Origin of the sequence: uncultured Tissierella sp. (assembly GCF_902479755.1) — a bacterium.
Taxonomy (GTDB): Bacteria; Bacillota; Clostridia; order Tissierellales; family Tissierellaceae; genus Tissierella; species Tissierella carlieri.
This window is the reverse complement of the sequence record NZ_CABSQO010000012.1, coordinates 73,007-86,167: the sequence shown is the minus strand read 5'-3', so window position 1 is coordinate 86,167 and position 13,161 is coordinate 73,007. Positions and strand designations below refer to the sequence as shown.

The 13,161-nt window shown below is 31.3% G+C and carries 8 protein-coding genes; all 8 read left to right on the top strand.

The window, feature by feature from the left end; translation table 11 throughout:
- Positions 1 to 147 precede the first annotated feature (147 nt).
- The 8 genes from RDK80_RS08425 to RDK80_RS08390 all read left to right on the top strand — a co-directional run bounded on the left by RDK80_RS08425 (position 148) and on the right by RDK80_RS08390 (position 13,134).
- Positions 148 to 1,113 (top strand): PepSY domain-containing protein, encoded by a 966-nt coding sequence (locus RDK80_RS08425; protein ID WP_216558880.1) that lies wholly within the window; start codon positions 148 to 150, stop codon positions 1,111 to 1,113.
- Between the two features lie 307 nt (positions 1,114 to 1,420).
- Positions 1,421 to 2,503, top strand: a complete 1,083-nt coding sequence (locus RDK80_RS08420; protein WP_308524020.1) for an extracellular solute-binding protein — start codon at positions 1,421 to 1,423, stop codon at positions 2,501 to 2,503.
- Positions 2,493 to 4,157: an iron ABC transporter permease gene (locus RDK80_RS08415; RefSeq protein ID WP_308524028.1), complete on the top strand. Its 1,665-nt coding sequence runs from the start codon at positions 2,493 to 2,495 to the stop codon at positions 4,155 to 4,157. The genes RDK80_RS08420 and RDK80_RS08415 overlap by 11 nt, the downstream gene beginning before the upstream one ends.
- A gap of 2 nt (positions 4,158 to 4,159) precedes the next feature.
- The gene (locus RDK80_RS08410; RefSeq protein ID WP_308524019.1) at positions 4,160 to 5,107 is read left to right on the top strand and encodes an ABC transporter ATP-binding protein; all 948 of its coding nucleotides are present in this window, start codon (positions 4,160 to 4,162) and stop codon (positions 5,105 to 5,107) included.
- Positions 5,108 to 5,139: 32 nt separating this feature from the next.
- Positions 5,140 to 6,303, top strand: coding sequence for a MalY/PatB family protein (locus RDK80_RS08405; protein WP_094899543.1), 1,164 nt, complete (start codon positions 5,140 to 5,142; stop codon positions 6,301 to 6,303).
- A 199-nt stretch (positions 6,304 to 6,502) separates the two neighbouring features.
- Complete coding sequence (locus RDK80_RS08400; RefSeq protein ID WP_308524018.1) at positions 6,503 to 8,506, top strand: methyl-accepting chemotaxis protein; 2,004 nt, start codon at positions 6,503 to 6,505, stop codon at positions 8,504 to 8,506.
- Positions 8,507 to 8,823: 317 nt separating this feature from the next.
- A complete protein-coding gene (locus RDK80_RS08395; RefSeq protein ID WP_308524017.1) occupies positions 8,824 to 10,884 on the top strand; it encodes a 5'-nucleotidase C-terminal domain-containing protein in 2,061 nt (686 codons plus the stop codon).
- 246 nt (positions 10,885 to 11,130) lie between these two features.
- The gene (locus RDK80_RS08390; RefSeq protein ID WP_308524016.1) at positions 11,131 to 13,134 is read left to right on the top strand and encodes a methyl-accepting chemotaxis protein; all 2,004 of its coding nucleotides are present in this window, start codon (positions 11,131 to 11,133) and stop codon (positions 13,132 to 13,134) included.
- Positions 13,135 to 13,161 lie beyond the last annotated feature (27 nt).

The following is a 13,161-nucleotide window of genomic DNA, read 5'->3' as shown; positions in this document are numbered from 1 at the left end:
ATACAAAAAACAAACACAAGGATTCTATACATGTTGGATATCTAAAAAAGAAGGTTTTTAATAGTATTTGAACTTGTTGATAGTCATGAAAAATCATAGAATGAAATTAAGAAATAGAATTAAGAAAAAGATAAGGAGATGATTTTCATGACAAAGAAAACAATTAAAAAAACATTGCCTATTTTAGCAGGAGCATTAATTATATCCTTAACAACTCCTATTATTCCATCTAATTTATTGGCAGAGGCAAGTAAGGGTGTTAAAGTTTCTACTACTAAGGCTTTAAATAACAAAGGAGTAGTTAAGAAAATTCAAGACAAGAAGATAGTAGATAAGAAAGCTGAAGATAAGGTGAAAAGTGAAAGATATATTGGTTTGGAAAAAGCCATAGAAATTGCAATGAAAAAAGTTGATAAGAAGAAATCAGAAGTTACAGATTATGAGATTGCATTAACTTATGATGACCCTCATTATCTTATTGAAATAACTACCATAAATAATCCTAAGATTTATAAAATATATAAGGTAAAAGTTCATGGAACTACTGGAGAGATTAAAGATGTTCATGTAGATAAGATTAAAGATAAAGAATATAAGATTAAAACCAATAATGGAAGATTTATTTCAAAATATGAAGCTAAAATGATTGCATTAAAAGAGGTAAAGGATGAAAAAGCATTTATAACAGGCTTTGAAATTGAATTAGAAAAGAAAGTTCCCCATTATTTAATAGAAGTTAAAACCTCTAAATATAAGTATTTAATGAAGATTAATGCAGAAACTAAAGAGGTATTTGATTTAACAAAGGAAATAAAAGATAAAGATGATAAAGATGAATATTGTGGGCATGAGTATAAAATAAAAGGAAACTCTGATAAAATAAATAAAGATAAAAAGCCAGTAGTCGATGTAAAGTATATTACAGAGAAAGAAGCAATAAAAATTGCTTTAGATAAAATTGGTAGAGATGCAAAAGTTGAAGATATTGAATTTGAGAAGGATGATAATCCGCCAAAATATGAAATTGAAATGTATAATAAGGATTATGAATATGAAATAGAGATTCATGCCACAACTGGAGCAATATTAAAATTTGAAAGAGATGGAAAATAATAAATACAATATTTGTTTGTGCAGAATTTTTGTATAAATTCCCCTAATAGAACCCCTAGAGGACTTAAATCCTCTAGGGGTATTTTTTATAACGAATGGAAATTTCTATTTTTTATCTTTATAAGATTTGATTGAGGTTTAACCCTTAATATATGAGTTAGTTAGGTTGACAAATAAATCTTATAGTTATCACATTGTATAAAATATATCTATAGCTAGATAGAGTCTTATAGATAAACCTAATTTGACTTCAATATACCAGAATGATAGACTAATTTTGACAAATTTTGTACAAGGGGGAAATACGATGAAGAGAATAATAGCAATGTTGTTAATACTTGCTATGGTTTTTACATTTACAGGCTGTTCTAAGAAAGAAGCTATAGAAGATCCTAATACAACTCCAGTAGTTGGTGAAGATACTGAGAAAAAAGATGATGAAGTTGTAAATGATAAACCATTTGAAGGAACTACTTTAGAAGTTTTAGTGGCTTATGGCGGTGCTGAAAATTCATTTGATGCTTTTACTGAAAAAACAGGTATAAAGATTGAATGGTTAAGTATGTCAACCGGTTCAGCTCTTGCAAAGCTGCAAGCAGAAAATGGAAAGACTACTGCTGATATTTGGTTTGGCGGTGGAGTCGATAGTTATTTAAATGCTAGAGATGCAGGATATTTAGAAGCATATAAATCACCAGAAGTATCTGCTATAAATCCTCAATATTGTGATAAAGATGGATATTTCTCTGGATTAGCATTAGTTCCAGCTGGATTTATTGTAAATAATGATCTTCTTAAAGAAAAAGGCCTTGAAGCTCCTAAGACTTGGGAAGATTTAGCTGATCCAAAATATAAAGATGAAGTAATGATGGCTAACCCTGCAATATCAGGGACTAACTATGCTATAGTCAGTGGACTTATTCAAGCTTGGGGAGAAGAAAAGGCTTGGGATTATTTCAAACGACTTGACGAAAATATTCAATTCTACGCAAAGGGTGGTGGAGAGCCGCTTGAAAAGGTAGCAGCTGGTGAATTTGCAATAGGTGTTGTTGCTATTACTGGTGGCACTTTTGCTGCTGGAGATACTAATCCAACTAGCGTAGTTTATCCAGAAGATTTAATTCCATGGACTCCTGCACCAATAGGAATATTTAAAGCTACAGAAAACCTAGAGGCTGCAAAGGTATGTATAGATTGGTACTTGTCACAAGAAGGACAAACAATACTTAGAGAAGCAGATGCTAGAATCATGGCCAGAGATGATGTAGATGCTCCAGAATTAATGAGTGGATTAGATAAGAGTAAACTTATAGATTTTGATTTAGAATTAATGGGCAAAGACAGAGATACAATTCTTGAAAGATGGGGAGCTCTAGTTGGTGATAAATAGTAAAGATAAAAAAGGAAGAGTTGAATTTTCAACTCTTTCTTTTGACTATATAATAGATAAATTAATTTTATTTGCAGTAATTATAAGTTTACTCGTCTTTATCTTATATCCAATTGTAATGGTTATATCAACATCTGTATATCGAAATGGAGTTTTCTCATTTAATAATTATAAAAATTTATTGAACACTCAAAATCTTAAATTAATAAGAAATAGCCTATTTGTCTCAACCTTATCTTCAATACTTGGGACTTTTTTTGCATTATGCATTGCGATCTATACTTTTTTACAAAGAGGAAAGTTGAAAAAGATAATCCATCGATCTTTGATAATTACTATGATATCTCCTCCATTTGTTTCTGCTTTGGCATTGATTATGCTCTTTGGTCGTAGAGGAATTATAACCCATAATTTACTAGGACTTAGTGTTAACCCCTATGGCTGGCAAGGAATTGTTTTGCTTCAAACTATAGGACAAATATCTCTTGCATCTATGATGCTTATTTCTACATTAAATTCAATTGATTTGAGACAAATACTAGCATCTAGAGATTTAGGTGCTACACCTATGGAAACTTTGTTACATGTGATTTTACCTAGTATTTTTCCTGGCATTATGTCTGTTTTATTTTTACAGTTTACTATGAATTTAGCTGATTTTGGTACTCCAATTATTATAGGAGGAAAGTATAAGGTATTGGCTACAGAAGCATATATGACTATATTTTCAGCAGCAGACTTAGGAAAAGGTGCAGCGATATCTGTGCTCCTTATACCACCAGCCGTAATTGCATTTTATTTTTATCGCAAAAATATGGCTAAATTAGACAATTTATCTGATGGAACTAAAGCTGTTGGAGGAGATAATTATGAATTTAGCTTACCAATTGGATTTAGGTTTATACTTGGCTTAGTAACAGGAGTATTTTTTATCTTAATGATTTTAAAATACGGTAATATATTTCTATCTGCTATATCTACAAATTCATCTGGTAAGTTGGTATTTACTTTAGCACATTTTGAAAAAGTCAGATTTATGTATTTGCCATCCTTATATAGGAGTATTGTTCTTTCTGTAACCTCTGGTATTATTTCTTCAATAATAGGGATTTTATTATCATACTATACCCATAGAAGAAATATTCCTATGATGAAAAATATAGAATTTATTTCATCTCTACCATATATTATTCCTGGAATATTTTTTGGACTAGGTTATATTGTGGCTTTCAATAAAGAACCTTTATTATTGACAGGCACTTTCGCTATAGTAATACTAAATTGTACCTTTAGACATATATCGGTTTCAAACAAAGCTGCCAATGCTGCTTTTACAACGATTGATAAAAAGATTGAAGATGCAGCTAGAGATTTAGGAGCATCAAGATTTAGAATATTTTTAAGTATTATACTGCCTTTATTAAAATCCACATTCCTTACTAGCTTTATCAATACATTTACAGCCTGCATGACTACAGTAGGAGCTATAATTTTCTTAGTGTCGCCAAGAAATGTTGTAGCTAGTATTGAGATGTTTAAGGATATTTCAAATGGTCAATATGGCTTAGGAGCAGTAATGGCTAGTCTACTAATCATTATAACTGTTTCAGTCAATTTAATTGCTATGAGACTATTAAGTAAGGAGAGAGTGTAGCTATGTTTTTACAATTGAAAAATTTAACTAAGCTTTTTGATAAAGAAAATGGAGTTAAGAATTTTAATTTAGATGTAAAAGAGGGAGAGTTTATAACTATATTGGGACCTTCAGGATGTGGTAAAACTACTACCTTGAATTTATTAGGGGGATTTTTAAAACCAGATAGTGGAGAAATCTTGTTAGATGGAGGAAATATTACTAATCTTCCACCAGAGAAAAGACCAATCTCTACTGTTTTTCAAAGCTATGCTCTTTTTCCTCATATGAATGTAATAGAAAATGTAGCCTATGGCATTAGATTTTATCGTAAGGAAAAAAAGAGAAAAGCAATGGAAATAGCTAAGGAGTATATAGATATAGTAGGACTTGCAGGATATGAGAATAGTAGAGTCGGAAATTTAAGTGGAGGACAGCAGCAAAGAGTTGCTCTTGCTAGATCTATGGCTACCAATCCTAAGATTCTTCTGCTAGATGAACCTCTAAGCAATTTAGATGCAAGTCTTAGGGTTAGAATGCGTGAAGAATTAAAAGAACTTCAAAGAAGGTTTAAAATCACAATGATATTTGTTACCCATGATCAGTCTGAGGCACTTTGCTTATCTGATAAGATAGTTGTCATGGATAAGGGTAATATAGTACAAGTAGGCACTTCGAGGGAAGTTTATTTTTATCCTGTTAGTGAATATGTAGCATCTTTTGTTGGAAAGTCTAATTTATTAAATGAAGATGGTAAGACTTATATCATTAGACCAGAAGATATTAAGATTACGAAAGATATTAATGGGGAATATATAGTTAAAGATAAAATTTTTATGGGACAGCATACAGAGTATAAAATTACTAATGATAGACACTCATTAGATGTGAATCTATCAGGAAAGGAAAGTAGCGATTTTCAGATTGGAGATTTAGTTGGCATAGAAATAGAACATAGAATTAGTATATAAAATTTGAGAGTTTATAGGTGAGGTGTATAAAAATGAGTAGATCAAAATATAATTTTGATGAGGTAATTGATAGAAAATCTAGTAATTCCATAAAGTGGTCAGGCAATGATGATTTATTACCTATGTGGATAGCAGACATGGATTTTAAAGTTGCAGATGAAATATTGGAAGCTATGAAAAAGACAATAGACCATGGTATTATAGGGTATGATGATAGACCGGACTCTTTCTATGAATCTATAATTCAATGGGTAAGGACAAGGTACAATTGGGAGATTAAGAAGGAATGGTTAGTATTTACTCCTGGAGTAGTATCGGGCCTCAGTATTTCAGTAAATGCTTTTTCTAAAGAAGGAGATAAGGTAATAATCCAACCTCCTGTATATCCTCCTTTTTATTCAGTTATAGAGAATAATAATAGAATAGTAGAAGAAAATTCATTAAAAAATAATGGGAATAGATATGAAATTGATATTACTGATTTAGAGAATAAGATAGATGAAAAGACTAAGATGGTAATTATTTGTAACCCTCATAATCCAGTTGGTAGAGTATGGCAAAGAGAGGAGCTTGAAGCTTTTGGAAATTTATGTATAAAAAATAACATCATAATGGTATCAGATGATATACACTGCGACCTTGCTTTCAAAGGACATAAATATACTCCTTTAGCATCTATATCTGATGAGTTTGCCAATAATACGATAACTTTCATGGCTCCAAGTAAAACCTTTAATATTGCAGGATTATTTGCTTCTGTAGCTATTATACCTAATGAAGATTTAAGGAAACTTTATAATGGGATTATTGAGAATATTGGAATAGGTCATACTAATGGACTTTCTATAGTTGGTTTTGAAGCTGCTTATAAATATGGAAGTAGCTGGTTTAGTGAAGTCCTTAAATATATTGAGGATAATGCCGATTTTGCAGTTGATTATATAAGTAAAAATATTCCTGAAGTAAAGGTATACAAGCCTGAGGGAACGTTTTTGATGTGGTTGGATTTTAGTTCTTTGGGAAAAACCTCAGAAGAAATAGATAAACTTCTAATAAACAAGGGTAAAGTTCAACTAAATGATGGTACAACCTTTGGTATAGGAGGAGAAGGATTTTTTAGATTAAATATAGGCTGCCCGAGAAAAGTTTTGGAAGATGGGCTAAAAAGAATAAGAAAAGCTGTTCAGCAAGTTTAATAAATATTAGTTTTAATAGGAACCTTCAATGAGATATCATTGGAGGTTTTTTAAAATATTAAGATGTTTATATTCGAAATTAAAAATCTAGTCATTTAGTATGATTTATAATTATTTGCAAATTTTTCTAAAAATAAAGAGGATTTTGAGGATTGATGTCGAATATACCTTATATCATAAGAGAGAAAGGAAAGATAAAATGAAAATTAAAACTAAATTAATTCTATTCACTTTAATGATTTCTATTATTAGCATAATTTCTGTATCTATAATAAATTATGCAGTTTCCATCAGAGAGCTAGAAAAGGTAGTTAATTCTAATACTAACAGCATAGCAGCATTAACTACTCAAAAGCTAAATCAATGGATAGCAATACAAAAAGATTCTCTGGATGAAACGCTTAATAGTATATTGTATAACAATAACTATGAGCAAGAGTATTTGTATAGGTTTCTAGAAAGTCAAACTGAAAATAATCCAGGAAATGCATATTATATTGGATTGCCAGATAAAAGATTCATATCAGGTTCTGGATGGATACCACCAGCAGATTATGATGCAACTCAAAGAACGTGGTATAAGGAAGCAATTGGAATGGATGGAATATATATATCAAAGCCAGATATTGATGCTAGAACCGGAGATATGGTCATAACAGTATCAAAGGCAATTAAAAAGAGCGGCAGGGTAATAGGCGTTGTGGGATCTGATATTGCAATAGACTATTTAGTAGAAGTAGTGTCAAATGTAGAACTAGGGAAAGATTCCTATGCTTTTTTAATGGATGATGAAGGAAATATTATAACTCATTTAAATGAAGAATATAAGCCAACAGCAGATAAAGGGTATATAAATATAAAAGATATATTAGGTGGCAAACTTATAGATATAATGGGAAACAAGGAATTGTCCTTAAGAGAGAAGAGAATCACTGATTTCGATAATATCAGAAGATTTTGCTTTTTCGATGAAATCGAAGAATCTAGCTGGATGGTTGGATTGGCAGTATCAGAGAAGGAAACTTTAAAGGTGGTTTCACATGCCATTAATTTAACTTTAATTACTGTTGTGCTGTTACTTGTGGTAACGAGTATTCTATCCTTAACTGTGGGCAGTTCTATATCTAAACCAATCATTAATTCATCGCAGATTGCTGAAGAAATAAGTAACTTAAATTTATCTACTGGTATAGAAGAAATAAAGCTGAAACGTAAAGATGAGATAGGACAAATGTATCAGTCATTTGATAATACCATCAGAAAGTTAAAAATATTTATGAAAGATATGGATGGATCTATTAGGATAAATCATGAGGTTAATGAACAAACCTTAGAAAAGATTCATTACTTATTAGGACAAGCAGAAGATACTTCAGCTACAACAGAAGAATTATCAGCAGGTATGGAAGAAACATCTGCTACCACTATATCTATCAATGAATCATCACAGGAAATAGAAAAGGCATTATCAGACTTTGCTCAAAAAGTAGAGGAAGGTGCGAATACATCTAATGAAATAAGTGTAAAGGCAGATAAGCTAAGTCATCAGTTCATTAATGCTAAGGATAAGTCAATGGAGATATATTCTAATGCAAGAGAAGAGATAGCAAAGGCCATAGTTTCATCTAAAGAAGTAGAAAAAATAAATGTATTGTCAAATGCAATACTACAGATATCAGAGCAGACATCTCTTTTATCCTTAAATGCGGCAATAGAGGCAGCAAGAGCTGGAGAATCAGGAAGGGGATTTGCAGTAGTAGCAGATGAAATAAGAAAATTAGCTGAAAATTCTAATTCAACAGTGGGTGAGATACAAACTGTAACAGAAAGTATAACAAAATCAGTAGGAGAGTTGATAGAAAGAATATCCCTTGTAATGGATTTCTTAGAAAAAGATGTAACTAAGGATTATGAGTTAATGGTAGATGCAGTAAGTCAATATAGAGAAGATGGATCTCACTTAAATAATATAATCTCAGATCTTAGTGCAACAGCAGAAGAACTTGCAGCAACTGTAAATGAAATATCTATAGCTATTAAGGAAGTCTCTATTACTGTAGAAGAGTCAACTGTAGCCACTACAAATATTGCTGAGAAGAATATGAATATTGTAGAGGCAATAAATGATATAAGCGGAATAATTGAGAAGAATAAGGAGATATCTGATAAATTAGAAGAAATAGTTTCTCAGGTTAAGTTTTAGAATAATCCCTAGATAAACTAAATAACTACACTTTTGATGGACTTTAATCCTTAATGTATAAATTAGCTGGAATTGGGACCAAAAAGTGTAGTTATTTAATATTGAAGTAGGAGGTTCATCAGATATAGGCAATGTGGATTATTCGTGCCCTGCATTTCATCCTATTTTATTGTTAGTCTCTAATATATATAGATGCTGAGTTGACAACGAAAAATATATCTATTATCAATTGTGAGAAAATTTTGGAAAAAAAGAAGGATTATTAAATTCTATATAGAATATATTATATAACTAAATAAATCTAAGGAGGTAGACCTATGTTTTTAAAGAGCAAAAAAATCTATAGTCTATTATTAGCATTATTTATGGTATTGGGTATTATTATTCCATCAACTGCATTTGCTGATACTGAGACTATCAAGATTACAGTTTTAGGAACCACGGACCTACATGCTAATATTTATAACTGGTCCTATGAGGATGGTAAGGAAACAGAAGACTTTGGAATGGCTAAAGTTTATTCTGTTGTTGAAAAGGTAAGAGAAGAAAATCCAAATACAATCCTTATAGACAACGGTGATACTATTCAAGGTACTATACTATCTGATGATTTGTATAATTTTAACCTAGAATTAAAGCATCCAGTAATTGATGTAATGAATTTTATGAAGTATGATTCTATGACATTAGGAAATCACGAGTTTAATTTTGGATTAGAAATGGTAAAAAAAATTCAAGAGGAAGCAGGATTTCCAATCTTGGCTGCAAATGCAAATTATAAAGCTGATAACTCATATTTAGCTAAGCCATATATAATTAAAGAAGTAGCAGGAGTAAAAGTTGGAATTTTAGGACTTACAAATCCAAATATCCCAAGATGGGATGGACCTAAGGTAGAGGAGTTAAAATTTGCATCACCATTAGAATCAGCAGAAAAACATATTAAAGAGATGAAAGAGGAAGGGGTAGATTTAATAATCCTATCTACTCATATGGGATATACTGCCGAATATGGAGGAGACGGAGCAGACGAGATCATAGCTAAATTCCCTGAAGTAGCAGCTGTATTAACAGGACATGCTCATGTAACGGAAAAGCAAAAAGTAGGAAATACTTTAGTAGGGGCGGCTAGAAATGAAGGCAGACAGGTTGTTAGATTTGATTTTGAACTAACAAAAAAAGATGATAAATGGATAATTGGAGATAGTACAGTTGATATTATTGAAGTGAAAGAGTATGAAGCGTCTAAAGAATTAAAAGAATATGCAAAGGAATATCATAATAAGACATTAGAATTCTTAACAAAAGTAATTGGAACAGCTAGTGAAAACTTTGCCCCAGCATCAGAAATTCCAGGTATTCCGGAAGCTCAACTTAGAGACACAGGATTGATTGACCTTATCAATAATGTGCAACTTAAGGCAACAGGTGCAGATGTTGCTGGAGCAGCATTATTTGCATCAGGATCTAATTTAAGGGCTGGAGATTTAACCTATGCTAGTATATTTGAGATATATAAATATCCAAATACTTTAGTAGGAGTGGAAGTTACAGGAGCTGAATTAAAGGCCTATATGGAATGGTCAGCTGCATATTATAACACCTTTATTCCTGGAGATATTAACATAAGCTTTAATCCTAATATTAGAGTATATAATTATGATATGTTCCAGGGAGTAGATTATAAGATAGATTTATCTAAACCTGAGGGTGAAAGAATTGTAGATTTAAAATTTAAAGACGAATTAGTAAAAGATACTGATACTCTAAAATTAGCAATAAATAATTATAGATATGGTGGATTAAAGAACATGGGAATTATTAAAGGGGAGCCATATTTTGAATCAGATCCAAAGTCTCTTAGATCCTACATTGCTGATTATATAGCTGAAAATAAAACTATAGCACCCATAGTAGATAATAACTGGGAGGTTATAGGGGTAGATTTCAACCATCCATTAAGGGATTATATTATTGAACATGTTAAAGAAGGCAAGATTGAGATTCCTAAATCAGAGGATGGAAGGACTATAAATGTTAAGGCTATTAATGCCATAGAAATGATAAATGCAGGACTTATTCCAGAAGAAGTATTAAAGGCTAATAATATTAAAATAGAAGAGTCTACTGAAGAAACTCCAGCAGAAGAGCCAGTTCCTACTCCAGAAGTACCAGCAGTAGAGACACCAGCTCCTGCACCAGTACCACAGCCAGAAGTAAAACCAGTTTTAGCTCCACAAAAATATGTAGTAAAAGCCGGAGATGTTTTATGGAAAATAGCTAAACAATTTAATACCACTTGGGAAAAGTTAGCAGAATACAATAATTTAAAAAATCCACATTTAATCTTCCCAAATCAAGTAATATTGATTCCTTAATACAAATAAGGTTGCTTAACTAAGCTAGATCCATGTGATTTAGCTTAGTTTTTTATGGTTCATAAGAAAAATCCTAGTCTATTTTAATTGGAACTTGACCTAGAGTTTTAAGAAAAGGCTTTCTCGATGATTTGCTAGAAGTTTATTTATGAAAAACATCACAAGGTATCTTGATAAACTATTAAAGCATATAAACCGATATATAGGGTATATATATTTAAAATTAAATTAAGGGAGAGATAGTCTATGAAATTAAAAGGCAAGCTACTAATGTTTACAACATCAATTTGTATTATCTCAATTTTACTTATTTCAATTATTAACTATTCAGTATCTATAAAAAAACTTGAACAGGAAATTAATGAAAATGTTATATTAGAAGCACACCATACGGCACAAGAAGTTGATGGTTGGATAGCTTTACAAAAAAATACTTTAGGATCTATATTGAATTTGATTTTATACAATGATAATCATGAGGGGGATTATATGAGGGGAGTTGTGACAAAAATAACAGCTGATAATCCGGGCAATACCTATTATATAACTTATAGTAACAAAGAAACTTATTTTCCCATTGGTGTAAGTGTATCACCAGATTTTGATGGGACAACTAGACCTTGGTATACAGGTGCCATGGAAACTCAGGATTTTTACATCACTGAACCCTATATAGATGCTATAACTGGCGATATGGTAATTACTGTTTCTAAACAGTTTAAAACTAGTAGTGGAATGAAGGGTGTAATGGGAACAGATATATCTATTAACTATCTAGTAGATTTCATTGCTTCAGCTGACTATGGAAATGGGTCCTATGCTTTTTTATTAGATGATAAAGGAAATGTACTTACTCATTTAAATGATGAATTTAAACCCAATAAAGATGGCAGCTTCAAGAAGATAGATGAGCTATTAGAAGGGAAAATGGCAGATATTATAGGAAAAACGGGAATTAAAATCAAAGACAGGGCTATAAGGGATTTTGATGGTGTAGATAGACTCTTTTTCTATGGAGATATAGAAGAATCAAATTGGACAGTAGGAGTTGCTATAACGCAAGACAGTGTAATGGGCAGTATTAATCGCGTTATTTTACTTACTATATTAGCTGCAATATCTGTAATTATAATATCTATTATATTAGTTTTATATATGGCAAGTACTATAACCAGGCCTATTAGAGAATCTGTTGAAATTGCTGAGGATATATCCAATCTGAATCTATCTCAAGAGATTGAAGAAAAAGACTTAAAAAGAAAAGATGAAATGGGGCAAATGTATCAATCCTTTAATCTTATTATACAAAAATTGAGGGCATTTATGAAAGATATGGATGGATCTATTAGGATAAATCATGAGGTTAATGAACAAACCTTAGAAAAGGTTCATTACTTATTAGGACAAGCAGAGGATACTTCAGCTACAACAGAAGAATTATCTGCAGGAATGGAAGAAACATCTGCTACCACTATATCTATCAATGAATCATCACAGGAGATAGAAAGAGCATTATCAGATTTTGCTCAGAAAGTAGAAGAAGGTGCAAATACATCTAATGAAATAAGTGTGAAGGCAGATAAGCTAAGTCATCAATTCATTAATGCCAAGGATAAATCAATGGAGATATATTCTAATGCAAGAGAAGAAATAGAAAAGGCTATAGTTTCATCTAAAGAAGTAGAGAAAATAAATGTATTGTCAAATGCAATACTACAGATATCAGAGCAGACATCCCTTTTATCCTTAAATGCAGCTATAGAGGCAGCAAGGGCTGGAGAATCAGGAAGGGGATTTGCAGTAGTAGCAGATGAAATAAGAAAATTAGCTGAAAATTCTAATTCAACAGTGGGTGAGATACAAACTGTAACAGAAAGTATAACAAAATCAGTAGGAGAGTTGATAGAAAGAATATCCCTTGTAATGGATTTCTTAGAAAAAGATGTAACTAAGGATTATGAGTTAATGGTAGATGCAGTAAGTCAATATAGAGAAGATGGATCTCACTTAAATAATATAATCTCAGATCTTAGTGCAACAGCAGAAGAACTTGCAGCAACTGTAAATGAAATATCTATAGCTATTAAGGAAGTCTCTATTACTGTAGAAGAGTCAACTGTAGCCACTACAAATATTGCTGAGAAGAATATGAATATTGTAGAGGCAATAAATGATATAAGTGGAATAATTGAGAAGAATAAAGATATATCTGATAAGTTAGAAGAAATAGTTTCTCAGGTTAAGTTTTAATAGGGAGGAGCTAGGTAGTTTTACCTA

Excerpts from the sequence above, each read along its gene's own strand:
- RDK80_RS08390 (WP_308524016.1), top strand. The coding sequence starts at position 11,131 with ATGAAATTAAAAGGCAAGCTACTAATGTTTACAACATCAATTTGTATT.
- RDK80_RS08420 (WP_308524020.1), top strand. The coding sequence starts at position 1,421 with ATGAAGAGAATAATAGCAATGTTGTTAATACTTGCTATGGTTTTTACA.
- RDK80_RS08400 (WP_308524018.1), top strand. The coding sequence starts at position 6,503 with ATGAAAATTAAAACTAAATTAATTCTATTCACTTTAATGATTTCTATT.
- RDK80_RS08410 (WP_308524019.1), top strand. The coding sequence starts at position 4,160 with ATGTTTTTACAATTGAAAAATTTAACTAAGCTTTTTGATAAAGAAAAT.
- RDK80_RS08395 (WP_308524017.1), top strand. The coding sequence starts at position 8,824 with ATGTTTTTAAAGAGCAAAAAAATCTATAGTCTATTATTAGCATTATTT.
- RDK80_RS08425 (WP_216558880.1), top strand. The coding sequence starts at position 148 with ATGACAAAGAAAACAATTAAAAAAACATTGCCTATTTTAGCAGGAGCA.
- RDK80_RS08405 (WP_094899543.1), top strand. The coding sequence starts at position 5,140 with ATGAGTAGATCAAAATATAATTTTGATGAGGTAATTGATAGAAAATCT.